The organism is Sorangium sp. So ce327, from assembly GCF_051530205.1.
GTDB classification, from domain to species: domain Bacteria; phylum Myxococcota_A; class Polyangia; order Polyangiales; family Polyangiaceae; genus Sorangium; species Sorangium cellulosum_B.
The window spans coordinates 12,523,261-12,542,710 of sequence record NZ_CP150330.1 but is presented as its reverse complement, the minus strand read 5'-3'; the positions used below and the strand labels follow the sequence as shown (position 1 = coordinate 12,542,710).

Annotated in this window: 15 protein-coding genes; 4 read left to right on the top strand and 11 right to left on the bottom strand. The window is 72.5% G+C overall.

The genetic code is table 11. From position 1 onward, the window contains the following. Position 1: 1 nt before the first annotated feature. The 10 genes from WME95_RS46985 to WME95_RS46940 form a co-directional block, all read right to left on the bottom strand. Positions 2–772, bottom strand: coding sequence for a PP2C family protein-serine/threonine phosphatase (locus WME95_RS46985; protein ID WP_437905704.1), 771 nt, complete (start codon positions 770–772; stop codon positions 2–4). Between the two features lie 454 nt (positions 773–1,226). Further along, positions 1,227–1,673, bottom strand: a complete 447-nt coding sequence (locus WME95_RS46980; RefSeq protein ID WP_437547474.1) for a hypothetical protein — start codon at positions 1,671–1,673, stop codon at positions 1,227–1,229. A gap of 13 nt (positions 1,674–1,686) precedes the next feature. After that, positions 1,687–2,571 (bottom strand): DUF2894 domain-containing protein, encoded by an 885-nt coding sequence (locus WME95_RS46975; protein ID WP_437905703.1) that lies wholly within the window; start codon positions 2,569–2,571, stop codon positions 1,687–1,689. Positions 2,572–2,642: 71 nt separating this feature from the next. Further along, positions 2,643–3,275: an OmpA family protein gene (locus tag WME95_RS46970; RefSeq protein ID WP_437905702.1), complete on the bottom strand. Its 633-nt coding sequence runs from the start codon at positions 3,273–3,275 to the stop codon at positions 2,643–2,645. A gap of 115 nt (positions 3,276–3,390) precedes the next feature. Beyond that, positions 3,391–6,780 (bottom strand): hypothetical protein, encoded by a 3,390-nt coding sequence (locus tag WME95_RS46965; protein WP_437905701.1) that lies wholly within the window; start codon positions 6,778–6,780, stop codon positions 3,391–3,393. An 18-nt stretch (positions 6,781–6,798) separates the two neighbouring features. Beyond that, complete coding sequence (locus WME95_RS46960; protein ID WP_437905700.1) at positions 6,799–7,605, bottom strand: hypothetical protein; 807 nt, start codon at positions 7,603–7,605, stop codon at positions 6,799–6,801. A gap of 122 nt (positions 7,606–7,727) precedes the next feature. Continuing rightward, on the bottom strand, positions 7,728–9,860 hold the full coding sequence (locus WME95_RS46955; protein WP_437905699.1) for a prolyl oligopeptidase family serine peptidase: 2,133 nt from the start codon (positions 9,858–9,860) through the stop codon (positions 7,728–7,730). A gap of 501 nt (positions 9,861–10,361) precedes the next feature. Next, positions 10,362–11,477, bottom strand: coding sequence for a lactonase family protein (locus tag WME95_RS46950; protein ID WP_437905698.1), 1,116 nt, complete (start codon positions 11,475–11,477; stop codon positions 10,362–10,364). A gap of 55 nt (positions 11,478–11,532) precedes the next feature. Then, positions 11,533–12,846: a lactonase family protein gene (locus tag WME95_RS46945; protein ID WP_437905697.1), complete on the bottom strand. Its 1,314-nt coding sequence runs from the start codon at positions 12,844–12,846 to the stop codon at positions 11,533–11,535. 270 nt (positions 12,847–13,116) lie between these two features. Then, on the bottom strand, positions 13,117–14,025 hold the full coding sequence (locus WME95_RS46940) for an AraC family transcriptional regulator (protein WP_437905696.1): 909 nt from the start codon (positions 14,023–14,025) through the stop codon (positions 13,117–13,119). 111 nt (positions 14,026–14,136) lie between these two features. Between WME95_RS46940 and WME95_RS46935 the strand changes: the two genes are divergently transcribed. Further along, positions 14,137–15,030, top strand: a complete 894-nt coding sequence (locus tag WME95_RS46935; protein WP_437905695.1) for an SDR family oxidoreductase — start codon at positions 14,137–14,139, stop codon at positions 15,028–15,030. Between the two features lie 31 nt (positions 15,031–15,061). On the opposite strand, the gene WME95_RS46930 is transcribed toward WME95_RS46935, so the two are convergent. Continuing rightward, positions 15,062–15,556, bottom strand: coding sequence for a hypothetical protein (locus tag WME95_RS46930; RefSeq protein WP_437905694.1), 495 nt, complete (start codon positions 15,554–15,556; stop codon positions 15,062–15,064). 214 nt (positions 15,557–15,770) lie between these two features. Here WME95_RS46930 and WME95_RS46925 point away from each other — a divergent pair, with 214 nt between their 5' ends. The 3 genes from WME95_RS46925 (at position 15,771) to WME95_RS46915 (ending at position 19,437) form a co-directional block, all read left to right on the top strand. Next, complete coding sequence (locus tag WME95_RS46925) at positions 15,771–18,101, top strand: nitric-oxide reductase large subunit (protein ID WP_437905693.1); 2,331 nt, start codon at positions 15,771–15,773, stop codon at positions 18,099–18,101. Next, entirely contained in the window at positions 18,098–18,409 is a 312-nt protein-coding gene (locus WME95_RS46920; protein ID WP_437905692.1) for a hypothetical protein, read from the top strand. The genes WME95_RS46925 and WME95_RS46920 overlap by 4 nt, the downstream gene beginning before the upstream one ends. Positions 18,410–18,480: 71 nt before the next feature. Further along, entirely contained in the window at positions 18,481–19,437 is a 957-nt protein-coding gene (locus WME95_RS46915) for a universal stress protein (protein ID WP_437905691.1), read from the top strand. Positions 19,438–19,450 lie beyond the last annotated feature (13 nt).

Sequence of the window (19,450 nt, the reverse complement as noted above, 5' to 3'; positions counted from 1 at the left end):
ATCAGCGCCTCGTCGGGCCGCCGGGCGAAGCGCGCCAGCGCACGACAACGCAGGTGACGTTATCGGGGCCACCGTTCTCGTTGGCACGCTTGACGAGCCGGGACGCGATCTCGGCCAGATCGGCCTGGGTCGCCAGGATACTTGCGATATCTTGCGCGGAGACCACGCCGGACAGGCCGTCTGAGCAGAGCAGGAGGACATCGCCTCCCTCGATGGCGTCGATCCGCGTCTCGACGTCGACCGCCTCGTCGGTGCCGAGGGCGCGGGTGATCACGTGCTGGAGCGGGAACGAGCTGGCCTGCTCGGGGAGGAGGTGGCCGAGCCGGATGCACTCGTTGACGAGCGAGTGATCGCGCGTGAGCTGCTCGAGGCGATGATCGCGGAGGCGGTATACGCGGCTATCGCCCACGTGCGCGACGGCGATGAAGCCGTCGCGCGCCAGCACGGCCGCGATCGTGGTGCCCATGCCGCGCTTCTCCCGGTCGCGCCGCGCGGCGGAGAAGATGCGGCCGTTCGCGAGCTGGATGCCCGCGACGAGCAGGGGGAGCCCCTGATCGACGTAGCGCGCCTCCGAGCCCCGCGTCGTGGGCGGCCCCACGCCGACGGCGACAGGCCAGGTGGAGTCCGGGTCGTCGAAGAAATCACGCACCGTATCGATCGCCAGGCGCGAGGCGACCTCCCCGGCGGCGCGCCCTCCCATGCCGTCGGCCAGGAGGAACAGCCCCCGGTGCTCGAGGATCGCGAAGCTGTCCTCGTTCGTGTCTCGGACCATGCCAGGATGGCTGATCCCGGCGGCTTCAAAAACGAGGTGACGCTGCACGGCGCTGCCCTCCAGCGTGCTCGCAGGCACGCTCTGCCGGACTGCCGGACGACGGGCGCGCGTCTTCCGTCATCGCGTCATCCACACCCTTCCGGCGCCTTCCTCGGACCGATCGCGCGACACGGGGTGCTTCGTCTGCTCATCTTGCCGCCCGCTCCGACTGCTCCCAGCGAGCCTACGCGCCAAGGATCGGTCGCGTCCACCAGATCAGGCCTCGGGGCGCGCCCGCCGACGGCCGTCCGCGCAGAGCTCGGCACGGTGCGCGATTGCGCCTCACGTTGCGCGCCCGTCGCCGTTCCGTTTCCAACGTCTCGATTTGCCGAGGCTTCGGGGTGGCCTCCCGTCGGGACAGCGAGCCGACCGGGCCGCCGGGCCGAGCCGGGGACGCCGGCGCGCGGCGGCCTCGTCACGGGACCGCGAACCGGTCGGCGCCGCCGCCGGAGCACGCGCTCAGCGCGAAGCCGAACCGCCCGTCGTCGGTGCCCTCCTGCATGATGCGCTCGAGGTTGCGGCACTCGTGGCGGAAGACGCCGCGGAGCGCGTAGCGATCCTTGCTGTTCACGACGACCACGACGCCCGTGAGCGTGACCTCGAGGCGGTAGGTGACGGGATCGCCTTCGATGGTGTACCGCGTGGTCGTGAACTCGGACGGGTCGTGGTTCCTGTACGCCTGCCAGATGCACTCGCGCGCCGCGCCGTTGTAGCCGTCGCCGCGCTTGACCACCTCGGTGCCGCACTGCTTGAGCGGCGGCGTGAGCGGCCCGCTCTGCACCTTGTCGGGCGAGGACGAGCAGGAGCTGGCGAGCAGGAAGAGCGCGAGGGAAGCGAGCGATCGGCCTGGCGAGCAAAGCATGGGGACTACTTACCTAACGCGATCCGCGAAAAAGGGATTCTTTTTTTCGGACGGACCGAGCCGGCCGTCGGCGAGGGGCGGCGTCGCTCGTGTTCCGAGGGGCGGCTTTTTTCCGCGCTGGCTTCTCGGGCTGCGGCTCGAGCGCGGCGGCCAGGGCGCCGAGGTCCTGGAGGCCGGCCACGAGCGCGCGCAGGTAGTGCTCCGAGAGCCGCTCGGCGGCGCAGAGCGCCCGGGAGGCGAGCACCTGGGCGTTGTAGGGGCCGGCGTCCTCCGGCACGTTGTCGGCCGCGCGCGCGACGGCGAGCGTGGCGCGCGCGCTCACCAGCGACTCGTGGAACAGCGCGGTGGACAGCGCGCTGCTGAGGGCCTGGGCCTGCCGCTTCACCCGGCGCTCGACGACGTCGCCGTCGCACGGGAGCTCGGCGAGATCGCGCGCGAGCGGCCCGGGGAGGCGCACGTCGCGCGCGGCCACCTCGCCGCGAAGGCGCGCGAGCGAGGGGACGGCGGTCGTCTTGCGCTCGGCGGCGAGCGCGCGCAGGCGGCGGCGCGCTGTCCTCACGACGGCGGGGAAATCGCCGAGCGCGAGCGCCGCGGCCAGGGCGCCGTCGTGAGGGAGGCCGGCGTCGGCGAGGGCGCGGAGGTGGGCCTCGGCGTCGGCGCGGGCGCGCTGGAAGGCGGCGTCGAGCGCCGCGAGCCGCGCGGAGGCGCGGGCGGCGAGGCGCGCGCGGGCGCCGCCGTCGAGGGCGCGAGCGCGCTCGAGGAGCGCCTCGACGAGGCGGTAGCCCGCGGGGTCGAAGCGGTGGGCGCCGGCCGCCCGCAGGGCGGCGAGGCGCGCGTCGGCCGGGGGCGACCCAGGTTGGGGGGACGGGGACGACCCAGGTTGGGGGGACGCGGCCAACCCGGGTTGGGAGGGCGCGGCCAACCCCGGTTGGGAAGGCATTGTCGGAGAAAAATCCGACGTGGATGTCATCAGGGCGCGCCTCGACGCGGGATCGGCGAGATCTCCACCCGGCGGTTCTTCGCCCGGTTCTCGCTCGTGTCGTTGGGCGCCACCGGGTGCCGCTCTCCGAAGCCCGCCGCGAACAGCGACGTGTCGGGGACACCCGCCGAGGCGAGCGCCCGCGTCACCGTGAGCGCTCGCTGCGCCGAGAGCTCCCAGTTGTCGGCATAACCGCGGGACGAGCTCGTGAGCGGGCGGTCGTCCGTGAAACCGCTCACCATGATGAGCTCGTCATGATGCTCGAGGTACGCCTTGAGCGGGTCGGCCAGCGCGCGGAGCAGCCCGATGCCCGCAGGCTGCAGCTCGGCCGAGTTGAGCTCGAACAGGATGCTGCCGCGGATCCCGATGCGCCCCTCCGTCAGGGTGATCCTTCCCTCGGCCAGCGGTCCGGCCAGGGCGCGCTCGAGCGCCTCCAGACGCGCGCGCTCCGTCGCGCGGGTGGCGCGCTCGGCGGCGAGATCGCGGGCCAGATCGACCTGAAACGAGATCGCCCAGACGAAAAAGAGCACGAAGAGGCCGAAGAGACAGGCCATGAGGTCGCCGAAGACCGGCCAGACCGCCGCCTGCTCGGGGACATCGTCTTCGGCCGGCGTCAGGGACATCGCCTCGCTCTCGCGGCTGACGTCAGCAAACGCGGTGAGATCTCGCCACGATCCGCCGAGCGCACGGCCTCGAGGGGCGAGAGACCAGGGCCCGACACACGCGAGGCGCGGCGCATCAGCTCGTCTTGCTCCTCAGCGCCCGTAGCTCGGAGAAGAGCTCGCGCTGGAACTGCAGCGAGTGATCGAAGACCTCACGGGTCTGGTCGAGGTAAGCGCCGAGGAGGTCCGTCGCCTCGCCGTGCTCCCGGCGCTCGATCGCGTCCTCGATCGCCCCCAGGCTGTTCAGCCAGCGATCGCTCGCGTCGCGGTAACGGTCAACCGCAACGGTGAACATTTCCGCCACAGACGTCATCTCGGCGCCGCCGGCCCGCACGAGCTCCGAGGCCTCCCGCACAACCGCTGCGGTTGCCTCGAGGCTCTCGCCGAGGCCGCGGGCGTGGGCGCTGAGCCGCTCGGCGAGCCCGTCGGCCGCCTCCCGCCGCGCTCCGTCGAGCCGCTCCTCGAACGCCAGCAGCCGCGCCGCCTGCTCCGCCAGCTGCGCCCGCGCCGCCTCGCCCAGCGCCGCCATGCGCGCCTCCTCGCGCGCCTCACGCTCCGCGCCGCTGCGCTCCGCCGCCTCCGCAAGCGCGGCCACGCGCTCTGCCTGCTCCCGCGCGCTCCCGGCCATCCCCGCCGTCGCCTCCGACAGCTTCTCCAGCAGCGCGTCCAGCCGCGCGTCCCGGGCTGCGTCCGCCTCCGCACGCGCCGACAGCCGCTCCGACGCCTCCCCGATCAGCCGCGACGCCGCCTCCGGCGCCGCCTGCGCCGCTCGCGCCGCCTCCGACAGCGCGCCCGACAGCGCCTCGCCCAACGCCGTCAGGTGCGCCGCTCGCTCCGCGTCCAGCTCCGCCTGCCGCTTCGCCGCTTCCGCAGCGCGCGCCGCGTGCGCTCGCTCCAGCCGCTCGATCGCCTCCCCCACCACCGACGACAGCCGCTCCGCCTGGCCCTCCAGCCTCGACGCCGACGCCGTCTCGAGCTCGCGCCGGCGCGCGGTAGCCTCCTGGTCGAGCCGAGCGAGCCGCTTCGCAGCGCCCTCTTCCATCCGCTCCAGCCGCGACGCCACGCCCTCTTCCATCCGCTCCAGCCGCGACGCCACGCCCCCTTCCAGCTGCGCCAGGCTCTCGCCGAGGCCGCGGGCGTGGGCGCTGAGCCGCTCGGCGAGCCCGTCGGCCGCTTCCCGCCGCGCTCCGTCGAGCCGCTCCTCGAACGCCAGCAGCCGCGCCGCCTGCTCCGCCAGCTGCACCCGCGCCGCCTCGCCCAGCGCGGCCACGCGCGCCTCGGCGCGTGCCTCGCGCTCCGCGCCGCTGCGCTCCGCCGCCTCCGCCAGCGCGGCCACGCGCTCCGCCTGCTCCCGCGCGCTCCCGGCCATCCCCGCCGTCGCCTCCGACAGCTTCTCCAGCAGCGCATCCAGCCTCAGATCCCGCGCTGCGTCCGCCTCCGCACGCGCCGACAGCCGCTCCGACGCCTCCCCGATCAGCCGCGACGCCGCCTCCGGCGCCGCCTGCGCCGCTCGCGCCGCCTCCGACAGCGCGCCCGACAGCGCCTCGCCCAGCGCCGTCAGGTGCGCCGCTCGCTCCGCGTCCAGCTCCGCCTGCCGCTTCGCCGCTTCCGCAGCGCGCGCCGCGTGCGCTCGCTCCAGCCGCTCGATCGCCTCCCCCACCACCGACGACAGCCGCTCCGCCTGACCCTCCAGCCTCGACGCCGACGCCGTCTCCAGCTCGTGCCGGCGCGCGGCGGCCTCCCGGTCGAGCCGCTCGAACCGCTTCGCAGCGCCCTCTTCCATCCGCTCCAGCCGCGACGCCACGCCCCCTTCCAGCTGCTCCAGCCGCGACGCCACGCCCTCTTCCATCCGCTCCAGCCGCGACGCCACGCCCCCTTCCAGCTGCGCCAGGCTCTCGCCGAGGCCGCGGGCGTGGGCGCTGAGCCGCTCGGCGAGCCCGTCGGCCGCCTCCCGCCGCGCTCCGTCGAGCCGCTCCTCGAACGCCAGCAGCCGCGCCGCCTGCTCCGCCAGCTGCGCCCGCGCCGCCTCGCCCAGCGCGGCCACGCGCGCCTCGGCGCGTGCCTCGCGCTCCGCGCCGCTGCGCTCCGCCGCCTCCGCAAGCGCGGCCACGCGCTCCGCCTGCTCCCGCGCGCTCCCGGCCATCCCTGCCGTCGCCTCCGACAGCTTCTCCAGCAGCGCGTCCAGCCTCACGTCCCGCGCGGCGTCCGCCTCCGCGCGCGCCGACAGCCGCTCCGACGCCTCCCCGATCAGCCGCGACGCCGCCTCCGGCGCCGCCTGCGCCGCCCGCGCCGCCTCCGACAGCGCGCCCGACAGCGTCTCGCCCAGCGCCGTCAGGTGCGCCGCTCGCTCCGCGTCCAGCTCCGCCTGCCGCTTCGCCGCTTCCGCAGCGCGCGCCGCGTGCGCTCGCTCCAGCCGCTCGATCGCCTCCCCCACCACCGACGACAGCCGCTCCGCCTGGCCCTCCAGCCTCGACGCCGACGCGACGTCCGCCTCGCGCCGCGCGCGCGCCTCCTCGTCGAGGCGCCGCTCGACCGCCTGCAGCGCGCCGCCCGCGACCGCGCCAGCGCGCTCCACCGCCTCCGCCAGGATCGGCCTGACCACGCTCGCCGCGACGTCGGCGGTCTGCCGGAGGCCCGCGGCGATGTCCCCGCGGACCTCGGCCGCGGCCGCGGCGAACGAGGCGGCGGCCTGGCGCGCGCCCTCCACCTGGACCGCGAGCAGCCGCTCCTCGAGGCGCTCGAGCCGGCCCGTGGCCTCGCGGAGCGACGCCGCCGCGGCGGGGAGCGCCTCGCCCTGCCGCGCGAGCGCCTCCAGCGCCGCGAGCTGCCGCCCCGCCACCGTGAGCGCCGCGAGCGGGCCCGACGCGTAGGCCTGGAGCGCCGCCGCGGTCCGCGCCTCGGCCCGGCGCAGGAGCACGCCGGCGAGCCCGAGCATCCCCGACGCCGCGACGCCCGCCGCCGACGTGCCGAACGCGCGCGAGAGGCCCTGCATGGGCGCGGCCAGGCTCTCCCGCAGCGCGTCGACGTCGGCGCTCAGCGTCAGCGCCTCGCGGGCCCCCCGCAGCGTCTCGAACAGGCCGAGGAACGTGCCGAGCAGCCCGATCATCACGAGCAGGCCGACGAGGTACGACGCGAACGTCGTGCTCGCCGGGGGCAGCGCCGCGCCCGCGATCCGCGCCTCGAGCATCGATCGGAGCGGCGCGCCGCTCTGCTCGATCGCCGCCCGCGTCGCCGGCCGCGGCAGCGCGCCGAGCTCGCGCTCGATCCGGGCAGCCCGCCCCGCGCGCACGAACAGCTCGAGCGTGCCGAGCGCGAGCCCCAGCGCGATGAGCTGCACGAGGCGGTACGCGAGCGGATCCGCCCCGCGGTAGACGAGCGCCGCCCGCCCCACCAGGGCGAGGCCGACCCCGCCGGTGAGGAGCACCAGGATCCGCGTCGTCCACTGCCGCGCCGTCGCGAGCCGCATCGTGAAGCCCCCCGCGAGCTACGCGGGCGCGCCCGCCGCCGCCGCCCCGTCCACCAGCGAGAGCAGCCGGCCCGCCTCGTGCGCGAGCACCGCCTGGACCACGAGCTCCATGCGCTGGAGCTCCCGCAGGAGCCACTGCTCCTGCCCGAACCAGCCCGCGACGTCCTCGAGCCCGGCCCCCTCCGGCAGCGCGCCCACGGCCGCGCGGAAGGCCCGCGCGAAGGCGCGCGAGAGCCCGGGGACGAGCTCGGCGAGCGCGCGCTCGCGCCGCTTCTGGGTCGCGGCGGAGATCGCGGCGTCGAGCCGCTCGAGCCGCGCCGCCTCCGGGCCGAGCGCCCGCAGCGAAGGCGCGAGCTCCTCGCGCAGCGCGCGCGTATCGAGGCGGATGCGGCCGAGGAGGCGGCCCATGAGCTCTCCGAACGGCTCCCAGATCTGCCCCACCGCGGACGCGAGCGGGCGCCCCCCGCGGTCGCGGGCGGCGCGCGCAGGCAGCAGCCCGGTCTGCTCCAGGGTCGCGTGCACCGCCGCCGCGTCGGGGAGCCTGTTCCGCCGGTGGAACGGGGCGGCGAACACCTGGTCGAGCGCCTCCGCGAGCTCGCCGAGGCGATCGGCGGCGAGCGCCCGGACCTCGGCGCGGGCGCCCCCGGACGCCGGCGGCGGCGCGGCGTGGCGGTCGAGGAGCGAGAGCTCGCGCGCGAGCGAGACGCTCCCGTGCAGGTCCATGAGCCCGGCCAGGACCGCCGCAGGATCGGCGAGATCCGCGAGCGGCGCGCGCGGGCCCTCCGCGAGCGCCGCGACGGCGGCCGCGAGGGGGCGCGAGATCAAAGGCCCGCGGCGGGGAGCCCCGGCTACGGGGTGAAGCGTTCGCACAGCGGCGCGTTGTTAGCCGTCGCGGCGCGGAGCCGCAAGCCTGTCCGTCGCCCCGCCCGCGGCGCGCGTCCCGCGCCTCACTGCTTGATGGACGGCGCCTGCGCGCTCGTGGCCCACAGCGCGAACGAGATCTGGTCGGCGCCCTTCGCGACCGCCGACTTGATGAGATCCGCGCCGCCGTGCCCGGCGTTCCGCTCGATGCGGAGCAGGACGGGACCGCCCGCGCTCGCGGACTGCAGCGCGGCGGCGAACTTGCGCGCGTGCATGGGATCGACCCGATCGTCGCTGTCGGCCGAGAGCAGGAGGACCGGCGGATACCGCTTCCCCGACTGGACGCGGTGATAGGGGGAGTAGGCGTAGAGCGCCTTGAACTGCTCCGGATCGTCGGCGGAGCCATACTCGCTGATCCATGTCTTGCCGGAGCCGAACAGGTGGTATCGCACCATGTCGAGCAGGGGGACGCCGCAGAGGACGGCCCCGAACAGATCGGGCCGCTGCGTGAGCGCGGCGCCGACGAGCAGGCCGCCGTTCGAGCCGCCCAGGATGGCGAGCCGCTCGGGCCGCGTGTACCCCTCGCCGACCAGGTGCTCCGCGGCGGCGATGAAGTCGTCGAAGACGTTCTGCTTCTTGAGCAGCATCCCGTCCCGGTGCCACGCCTCCCCGTACTCGCCGCCGCCGCGCAGGTTCGCCACCGCGTACACGCCGCCCCGCTCGAGCCAGGGGTACATCGAGGAGGTGAACGCGGGGGTCTGCGACATCTGGAACCCGCCGTAGCCGTAGAGCAGCGCGCGGGAGCTCCCGTCCTTCTTCATGTCCTTGCGGCGGACGATGAACATCGAGATCTTCGTGCCGTCCTTGGAGGGGAAGAAGGCCTGCTCGACGCTGAAGGGCGACGGATCGATGGGCACCTCGATGCGCGCGTAGAGCTCGGTCCGACCCGTCTTGATCGAGGTCGCGTGGATCTCGTGAGGCGAGGTGTAGGACTCGAACGAGAAATACGCCTCGTCCTCGTCGGGCAGCCCGGAAGGGCCGCCGACGGTGCCGATGCCCGGCAGCGGGACCTCGCGGACCAGCTTGCCGTCGAGCGCGCGCACCTCGACCCGGCTCGAAGCGTCCTTGAGATAGCTCAGCGCGAGGTGCCCACCCACGATGGAGACGCTGTCCAGCGTGGCGTCCGGGCGCTCCGGGACGATCTCCTTCCATGCGGCGCGATCCGGCCTGTCCGGATCGACCTCGAAGACGCGGTAATGCGGCGCGCCCTCGTCGGTGTGGACGTAGAACCGGTCCTTGTAGACCTCGACGGTGTAGTGGGCGTCGCGCCCGACCGCGAGCGGCTTGTCCGCGGCGGGGCCGCCCGGCCTGCGGAGATCGCGAAAGTAGACGTCGGCCGAGGTCCACCCGTGAGAGACGGTGAGCACCAGGAAGCGGCCATCCTTGGAGAGGGACGCGTTAAGGAACGTCCTTGGATCGCCCGTCCTGCCGCGCACCACGCGATCCTGCTTCGGATCCTGGCCGAGCCGGTGGAAGCGCACCTCGGCGTAACCCGGCCGCTCGGCGACCGGGATGGACGGGTCCGTGGGGAGCCAGACGTAGTAGAAGCCGTCGCCGGAGGGCGTCCACGACGCAACCGCGTACTTGGCCCCTTCGATGACGTCCACCTCGGAGCGCTTGCCGGACGCGACATCCATCACATAGAGGGTCGCTTCATCCGAGTTGTTCTGCTGGATCTTGTAGGCGACGTTCTTGCCGTCCCACGACACCTCCCATCCGCCCAGCGAGACGCTGCCGTCCTCGGACCAGGTATTCGGGTCGAACAGCACGCGCTCCTCGCCGCTCTTTCCCTCCTTCCAGTAGACGACCGACTTCTCCTTCGTCGCGTGCCGCCGGCTCAGGAAGTACCGGCCCCGGCGGTGGCGCGGGGCGGAGACCGCATCGATGTAGAAGAGCTGCTTCAGCCTTGACGCGATCGCGTCCCGCTCGGGGAGCCGGGCGAGCTCGGCGCGCGTGAACGCGTCCTGAGCCTTCATCCACTCCTTCACCTCGGGCGCGCTGCCGTCCTCGAGCCAGCGGTACGGGTCGGTGATCTCGACCCCATGCACGGCGTTCGTCACCGGGGCGACGCGGGTGGGCGGGTACGCGGGGCGGCTCGGGTTTTCAGGGGCGGGCGCGGCGATGGCCGCGGTGGGGAGCAGAGAGGAGCTTGCGGTCATGGTCGGCCCCGATGGGTGTGCCTCGCCACCTCCGCAGGCGCCAGCGAGAAACGCCGAGAGGAGCAGGCAGGGAGAGTACTTCATGGTGCGACAAGCATACCGTGCCCCAGCCGACAGGGGCACGCGGGTTCGCGCGGCTCGCGCCGGGGCGCGAGCGCCGTGCGCGGCGGGTGCGAGGCGGGTCGCTGAGGAGGGCGGTGTTCCCGCGCCGGCCAGAGGGCGGGAGGTCACATGATGGGCTGGAATATCCGATAGATGCGCTTCGAGCGCGCTTCTCGTCGTGTCCCGGCCTGGTGTTCGTGGCGGGGCTGGAGGGCCGGCTGCGGCATGACATCTCTTGATTCCCGAGAAGGCGTTTGCTCCTCTTGGCTCCTCACCTCGGACGATGCCCCCGCGCGGTATAAAAGGCGCAGCACCGAGCCACAGCGCTGCTGCCTCGGGCGCCGGCCGGGCTCTCGAGATTCCTTCCGTCCGTGAGAGGCCCCTGCCGCGTCGCCCCGGCTACACCGCGGCGAGCCCGGTGGCGCCCTGGGGCAAGCGGCCTACCGGCGGGCCCAGCGAGGTCAGCGCGCCGCTCGGCTCGATCCGGTAGCCGTGCACGACGGCCGGGCCCGCGCCCGTGAAGGGCGGCACGCTGAACCCGTCAGGGCTCAGCACGTAGAGGAAGTCGCCGCCCATGCTCACGGCGCAATCGAGGGCCAGCCCGCTCGTGAACGCCGCCTGCTCCGTCGCGCTCAGCGGCCCCACCGGCGTCAGGCTGCCGCTCCGGTCGACGCGAAGCGCGGTGACAGAGCGCGAGCCCGCCGACGTGATGAACGCGAACGTCGAGGGGCCGGCGGTCGCGGTCGCCACCCAGCACGCCGCGGTCGTGAAGATGCGCTGCTCCGCGATGAGCCGCATTTCGCCGGTGGGAGCGACGCTGTAGCGCGAGACCGAGCTGTCGCCGGTCAGCGACAGGTTCGAGAGGATGACGTGGCCGCGCCGATCGAACGTGAAGCCGAACGGCGCCTGGCCGGCCTTCACCACGTCCTGCCGGCGGACCGGCCCGGGCATCCCGTGATCGTCGACAGTGACCGTCTCGAGGCTCCCCATCGGCTCGCCGTCCCCGCGGCTCGCGATCACCAGGACATCACCCGTCCGGTTGAACGCAATGGTGGCGACCCCGGAGCCGCTCAGCGAGCGCGAGGCGCCGGCGAGCATCGTCAGCTCACCCGTGTGGCCGACCCGGTATCCCTGGATGCTCTTGCTGTCCGCGTTCGCGACGTAGAGCACGCCCTCGTGAAGCGCGAGGGAGACCGGGCGCGCGCCGTTCGAGGAGACAAGGCCGACCCGCTGGAGCTCCCCGCCTCGGCGGACGACGAACGAGGAGATCGTGTCGCTCCCTGCGTTGACGGCAAAGAGCATGCGCCCGTCCCGGCTGAGGACCAGAGCGCTCTGGGACTCGAGGATCGGGAAGCCGAGCGGAGGGTTCGGGGCGTGGCCGTTCCCGCCCGTCGGGTAGGACGCGCCCGGGGAGAGCGTGCCGTCGCCCGCCCGGTGGAACACCTGGATGGCATTCGGGGTCGCGTTGGTCATCACGTAGACGGCGCGTCGATCGTTGTTCGCAGCGTTGTTCATGACTCGATTCCTTGGGATGAGCGTTGATGGATGCGGTGGAATGGGCTCGTGAGCCTCAGAGGACGCCGATGCCGGCCGGGCTCCCGCCGGGGCCGAAGCGCTCCTCCGGCGCCCTGTCGCCGTCGACGGTCCTGGGGAGCCCGCCGTATTCGCCGATCTTGGTGAGCCTGCCGTCGCCCTCGATCCGCCAGGCGCCCACGCTCCCCGAGCCCGGCAGGACGTCATAGAGGAACCGGCCGTCGGGGCTGATGCCGAGATCGAGCGGCGTCGAGCCCTGCTGGCTCGCGCCGGGGGTGCCCGCGCGCTCGTCGGTGAGGCCGGCCTGCTCGTCGAGCACCGTCAGGCTGCCGTCGTCGCCGATACGGAAGCTCGAGATCGTGCCCGAGGTGTAGTTCGCGGTGAACGCGAACTCCCCGTTGTTCTCGAGCCAGCACGGATCGAGCTGGCTCACCTTCGCGGTCCGCGTGATGGGCGTGAGCGTCCCGTCCGCGTTGATCTGGAACGATCCGGCCGCGCCGGCGAGATCATCACCGCCAACGAACATGGCCGTGAGCAGGTGCCCGGCCGCGTCGAACGAGAACCCGAAGGGGCCGTCGTTGTCGAGGTCGGTCCGCGTGAACGTCTCCGCGAGCTGGCCGTCATCGAGCACGTCGAACACGAGCACCCGGCTCGGACCGGTCGGGGTCACGCCGTCGATCAGGCCCGCGGCGGGCCCGTCCTTGATCGTGACGACGAGCTGCCTCCCGTTCGGCGTGAAGGACGCCTGCGCCGGGTTGAACAGCGTGTCCGGCGGGCTGGCCTGGTTCGCGGAGAGCAGCCGGGTCGAGCCGGGGATCGGCGTGAGCTTCCCCTGGTCGCTCAGGCGGAAGCCGGTGACGCTCCCCTCGCCGGCGCCGTTCAGCGCATAGACGAGATCGCCGTGCTGGGTCACGCTGTTCGGGAAGCCCGGGCCGGCGCCGTCGCTCGTGGGCTGGACGTCGGTGACCTCGAGGGTGTTCTTTCCGACGCGGAGCACGGAGAGCGAGTCGCTGCCGGCGTTCGTGACGAGGAGGAATGCCCGGTCCTGGCTGAGCACCATCGAATGGGACGAGCCGAGGCCGTCGCCGGCGAAGCGCGCCGAGGGCCCGGACCCCTGGCCGCCGGTGTCGACGTGATCGGCGAGCTCGAGCGATCCATCGGCGAACCTGCGGTACACGGTGACCTGGTTGGCAGGTTCGCCGGCGTCCTGCGTGTTGTTATGGTTCGTCCCCACGAACACGAATCCGACGGCGCTCTGGCCGTCCGCGGGATTCTCGGGTTCACCCCCGCAGGCGCTCAGACAGGCCGACGCGAGGGATACGAGCAACAGGGCGCCAATCGAGCTTCTCATAGCTGCCTCTCCATTCTCTGATGGTTTGCGCTGACCGCAGCGCGCCATGCGAGCATTGCGGCCGTCGTGCGGCGTCCACGGGCGAGCCCGTGTCCGGATACGGCTGCATGCTTCGGCGATCGGCGCGCCGCCCCGCTCGTGTCGAGCGGCGCCCAGTCCTACGGCGAAGGCGCCGAGCGGTTTCTGGGTGAGCTCGATCTTTCAGATCGAGGCGGCCACGGGGGCGGAACGTGAGAAAGGAAACGAAGGACGCCGCTGGAAGCGGCCGGACTACATGTCCTGGACGACCGCGGCCTTCTGCTGCAGCGCGCGGGCATCGCGCAGCGGCGAGTCGCCGAACATGCGCGAATACTCGCGGCTGAACTGCGAGGCGCTCGTGTAGCCGACCTGGAACGCCGAGACCTCGGCGCCCACGCCCTCTTCGACCATCAGGCGGCGCGCCTCCAGCAGGCGCAGGCGCTTCTGGTACTGGAGCGGGCTCATCGCGGTGGCCTCCTTGAACCGCTTGAAGAACGCCGCCCGGCTCATCCCTGCGGCGCGCGCGAGCGCGGCGATGTCGACGTCCTCGTCGAGCGACGCCTGCAGGTGATAGACCGCCTCGGCGATGCGGTGCGCCTGGCTGCCCGCGCGCACGATCTGGCGGATCGCCGGGCCGTCGGGGCCTTTCAGCAGGTGAAAGGTCAGCTCCTTCCTTACGAGCGGCGCGAGCACGGTCGCGTCTTCGGGCGTTTCGAGCAGCGCGCCCAGCCGGACCGCGGCGTCGAGCATGCGGTCGCTCGCCTTGCCGATGAAGATCGCGCGCCCCGGGTTCTCGAGGCTCTCCGGCCGCGCGCGGTCGAGCTGCGCCGCGACCTCGCGCAGCAGGGCCGCATCGAAGTCCATCTTCAGGCCGAGGAGCGGCTGCGCCGGCGACACGCCCATCACCCGGCTCGTCACCGGCAGGTCGATGGGGCTGACGATGTAGTGCGGCTCCCGCTCACGAAAGACCTGCCGCTCGAGCAGGATCTCCTTCGTGCCCTGGACGACGATGCAGAACGACGCGCGCCAGTGCCGCTTTGCGCGTTGCTGAGAGCGCGAGACTTTGATGCAAGAAACTCCGGGCACCGGCGAGGCGTGCACGCCGTCGCTGGGGCACCAGCGCGCGATGAGGGTCTTCAGTTCGTCGCGCCCGAAGCTCACGTTGGCAGCCTAGCCGCGCGTAGACGATCGGGCAAGAACTGGAGACGGCCGTGTATTTCGCGTGCGCCGCGGCGGTGCCATGGTGGATCGCGAACCAAGGAGAGGTGTCCCATGCGTATCTTCCTCACGGGAGCCAGCGGCTTCATCGGATCTGCCATCGTCCCCGAGCTCGCGCGCGCCGGCCACCGCGTGCTCGGCCTCGCGCGCTCGGATGCGTCCGCCGAACGGCTCGCCGCCGCCGGCGTCGAGGTCCACCGCGGCTCGCTCACCGATCTCGATGGCTTGCGCCGCGGCGCCGCCGCCTGCGACGGGGTGATCCATTGCGCGTTCTCCCACGACGACTTCACCGACTACGCCGGCAACTGCGAGAAGGACCGCGGCGCGATCGAGGCGCTCGGCGGCGCGCTCGCCGGCTCCGGGCGCCCGCTCGTCATCGCCTCCGGCATCGCGCGCTTCGCGCCGGGGCGGGTCGCCACCGAGGACGAGGCGCCCGACGCGTCGGCCGGCGGCCTGCGGGCCGCCTCCGAGCAGCTCGCCCTCTCGTTCGCGAGCCGCGGCGTGCGCGCGTCCTCGCTGCGGCTGCCGCCGTCGGTCCACGACGATGGCGATCACGGGTTCGTCCCGATGCTGATCGAGATCGCGCGCAAGACCGGGCGCTCCGGGTACGTCGGTGGCGGCGAGAACCGGTGGCCCGCTGTGCATCGGCTCGACGCCGCGCGGCTGTTCGTCCTCGCGCTAGAGAAGGCGCCGGCCGGCGCGCGACTCCACGCGATCGGCGACGAGGGGATCCCGACCCGCGACATCGCCGGCGTGATCGGCCGCAAGCTCGGTTTGCCGGTCGAGTCGGTCCCCAAGGAGCACTTCGGCTGGCTCGGCGGGTTCTTCGCGCTCGACACCCCCGCGTCGAGCGCGCTCACCCAGGCGCGGTTCGGCTGGAAGCCCGAGAAGGCGGGGCTGCTCGCCGACCTCGAGCACGGCACCTACTTCGCACGCGCATTGGCCTGATGCGTCGTTACATGATCCTCCGCCGCCGACCTCAGCCGGATGGAACGCACGAGGTGACCTCGAACTCCCCGCACGCGGCGATGTCCGTGCTGCCAGAGCCGACCGAGAGATCCCACGAGAAGCCCGAAGGGCTGCCGACGAATGGCTCGACCGTGATCTTGCCCTCGACCTTGTCGATCCCGAACACCGCGCGCGCGGTGCCCTGAGGCGTCTCGACGCCGACGATGAAGGTGCCCGGCTGGCCGTCCCATCCCGTGATCCCCACGACGAGGACGTCCTGCGCGTCGGGTGTCGGCACGCAGACCGGGCCGGCGTCCGGCCAGATCTCGACGAAGAGCAGCAGCCCGCCCTCTTCGCAGCTCGTGTACGAGAAGGCCTGGCCGGGTGGAACCGTCCAGCTGGGCCCGGCGTCGCCGGGCCCAGCGCCCTGGGCAGCGCCCGCGCCACTCGAATTGCTGCCCGAGCCACCGCTGCCCCCGGAGCCATCGGAGCCCTCGGAGCTGCCATCCTCCGGAGCAATGGTCACGGATCCGCCGCACCCAGCGAGCGCGGCAACGAGCAGACAAGCGCAAAGACGCATCGTCACAGCGTACCGACCAGGACGCGCGATCACAAGCGCGCGACGCGGCTTCGCGGCCACGCCGAGGCGTTCCTTCGGGTCTGAAGCCGCGCAACGCAGCCTCCTCGGTCGTCATCTCGAAGAACGGGTGGGCCCTCCTCGGCTTGCTCCTGGCATTTCCATGGCGCGCTCCTCCGAACGGCGAAACCTCCTCATCTCGCGCGGCTGGGTCCAGGCGACGGCCCTCGTTTTCCTGTTCGGGTTCTTCGTGCTCGGCCTGCTCGCCTACCGCACCTACGCGGCACAGCCACCCATCCCCGCCCGGGTGGTCGACCCTGCGGGGCGCGTTCTGTTCACGGGCGACGACGTGCTCACGGGTCAGGAGCTGTTCCTGCGGAACGGGCTCATGGAATACGGATCCGTCTTCGGCCACGGCGCCTACCTCGGCCCGGATTTCACCGCCGATTACCTCCGCCGGGCCGCCTCCCACGCCGCCTCTCGCCACGGCGGCGTGGGCTCGGCGGAGGCGCTCGCGCGCACCGTCAGCGATTTTCGCCAAAACCGCTATGATCCCGCGACAGGGACGCTGGTCTTCACCGATGCCCAGGCAGAGGCCTTCGAGCTGCTGAAGGATCACTATCGGCGCTTCTTCGCCCAGCCCAGCGCCAAGCACGGCCTGCGCACCGGCCTCTTCTCGGACGCGCGCGAGCTCTCGCAGCTCACCTCGTTCTTCGCCTGGACGGCCTGGACCGCCGCGGCGGAGCGCCCCGGAGAGGCCTACTCGTACACAAACAACTGGCCTCCAGAGCCGCTCGTCCGGAACCAGCCCACGGGCGAGCTGGTGGTATGGAGCGTGCTCTCGCTCATCGCGCTCCTCGGCGGCACAGGCCTGCTCTTCGCGGCCTTCGGGCGATGGCGCTTCCTCGGCTGGCACGGGCGGGAAGGGCACCGGCTCAGCTTCCGCCAGCCGGGCGAGGTCGCCCTGACCCCGGCCCAGCGCGCGACGGCGTGGTTCTTCCTGGTCATGGCGTTGCTGTTCGCCCTCCAGTCCGTCCTCGGGGGCGCCACGCAGCATTATCGAGCCGAGCTGTCCAGCTTCTTCGGGTTCAACCTGGCCGGGGCCTTCCCCTTCAACCTGGTGCGCACGTGGCACCTGCAGCTCGCCATCTTCTGGGTCGCGGTCTCCTATCTCGGCGCGGGCATCTTCATCGCGCCCATGATCAGCGGGCGCGAGCCGAGAGGCCAGAGCTGGCTCGCCTATGGCCTGCTCGGGGCGCTCGTCATCGTCGTCGTGGGCAGCCTCCTCGGCGAGCTCCTCGCCATCCACGGCGCGTCGGACAGCATCTGGTTCGCGCTCCAAGGGTTCGAGTACCTCGATCTGGGCCGCTTCTGGCAGGTGCTCCTGACGCTCGGCCTGTTCGCCTGGGTGGCGCTGCTCTTCCGCGGGCTCCGGGGTCGGCTCGCCGTCGAGCACCGGGGCAACATGCCCTGGCTCTTCTTCTTCGCCGCGCTGGCCATCCCGGCCTTCTACGCCGTGGGCCTCCTCGCCCACCCGCGCGCGAACTTCACGAGCACCGACTTCTGGCGCTTCTGGGTGGTGCACCTCTGGGTGGAGGACTTCCTCGAGCTGTTCACCACGCTCATGGTGGCCTATCTCTTCGTCCTGCTCGGGGTGGTGGCCGAGGCGATCGCGCTGCGGCTCATCTACCTGGAGGTCATCCTCTATTCGGCGGGCGGGGTGATCGGCACCATGCACCACCTGTACTTCTCCGGCACGCCCGTGGAGCACATGGCGCTCGGCGCCTTCTTCTCGGCCGCGGAGGTGATCCCGTTGACCTTCCTCACGGTCGAGGCGTGGACCTTCCTCCGCCTGGGCATCGTGCAAGGAGGACAGTCGACGAAGCCCTTCCCGCATCGCTGGGCGATCATGTTCCTGGTGGCCGTGGGGTTCTGGAACTTCCTGGGGGCCGGGATCTTCGGGTTCCTGATCAACTTGCCGATCGTGTCCTATTACGAGATCGGCACCGCGCTGACCGCCAACCACGGGCACGCCTCGATGATGGGCGTCTATGGCATGCTGGCCGCCGGGCTCGCGCTCTTCGCGCTGCGCTACCTGACGCCCGCCGCGCGGTGGTCCGACAGGGCGGCCAAGATCAGCTTCTGGTCGCTGAACGTCGGGCTCGCGTGGATGGTCTTTGCCACGCTGTTCCCGCTCGGGCTCATGCAGCTCCACCACGCGGTGAGCTACGGGTATTTCGAGGCTCGGGAGCTCCAGTACCTGACGAACCCCACGAACCGCCTCATGGAGTGGATGCGCCTGCCGGGCGACGTGCTCTTCATCGTCGGCGGCACCCTGCCGCTCCTCCTCCTCGCCTACCGCGGCGTCCGCCATCGCGTTCCGCAGCTCGCGGGACCCGAAGCCCAGGACAACCTCTTCACCGAGATCGAGGCGCCCCCGGACAGCGCCGGGAGGGCAGCGCCCTCGGGCGCGGGGCAGGGCGAGCTCTCGTGAGCGTCGCGCCGGAGGCGCTGCTCGGCGCCGGATATGCGGTGCTGCTCCTGGGGATCGCCGCCGGGATCCGGGCGTGCGGAGGAGCCAGGGCCGAGCCCGAACCCGGGTGGCCACACGACGACGCGCGCCGCTTTCACCTCGGCCTCTCGCTCGTGGTCCTGCTCGTGGGCGATTGCATCGTGGGGGCGGTCGCGCTGCGGAACCACGGCCTCGCGGATCTCGGGATCCTCGGCCTCGCCGCGGCGCTCGTAACGACCGCGCTCGCCAGGGGCCTGGCCGCGTTCGCCCGAGGAGCCCGTCGCGCCTAGATGGGCTGTTCCAGGCGCGGTGGAGGAGGTTGTCCGAGGAGGGCCCTGCTTCATCGAGAGGAGGCCACACGATGACCGAGAGTCTGAAGAAGCCAGGGGCAGGCAAAGGGCAGCCCGAGATGGACGAGGCCGAGCGCTTCCATTCGCTGCTCGTCCCCGTCGATCTGACGGCCATTTCGGACCGCGTCCTCGGCCGAGTTGCGCTTCTGCCTCTGGCCGATGGAGCTCGCGTCACGCTGCTCCACGTCGTTCCCGGCAACCTCCCCGCCAGGGCCCAGGACCGCGCCGAGCAGGATGCCAGGAAATCACTCGTGAACGAGGCGCGGCATCTCGCAAAGACCCTGCCCGAGGGCGTCGACGTCGAACCGGTGGTGAAGGTCGGCAGCTCGGCCGCGGAGATCGCAGGCTGCGCGACCTCGACGAGCGCCGAGCTCATCGTCATGGGTCGCGGCGGCAGCCGCGCGATTCGGGACACCTTCCTCGGCTCGACCGCGGAGCGCGTCATCCGCCGCGGGCAGCTCCCGGTCCTGGCGGTCCGGCTGGCTCCTCGCGCGGCGTACAGCCGGCCCGCGGTCGCCCTCGATCTCGAGCAAGGATCCACGGATGTGCTCGCGCTGATGCTCCGGCTGATTCCGACCCCGCGGCCGCGTGTCACGGTGATCCATGCGTTCGACACGCCCTATCGCGGAGCCGTCTATCGCAGCCTCTCGGAGGAGGACGCAGAGGCATGGAGCAGCGAGCTCGAGCGAGCAGCTACACAGCAGCTCGTGAAGCAGCTCGCTGCCTCGCTCGCGCAGGCGAAGGTGCGGCCAGCGGACGCGCCGCCCTGGAAGATGCATGTTCGATGCGGCTCCGCGCGGCGCGTGATCGAGAGGGCGGTCAAGAAGGCAGACAGCGACCTCCTGGTGCTCGGCACCCACGGCTACTCCGGGGTCGCTCACGCCTTCCTCGGGACGGTCGCTGGAGACGTGCTGCGTGAGGTCGCCAGCGACGTGCTGATCGTGCCCGCTCTGCCGCGCGCCGACTGACTCCCCGGCCCCG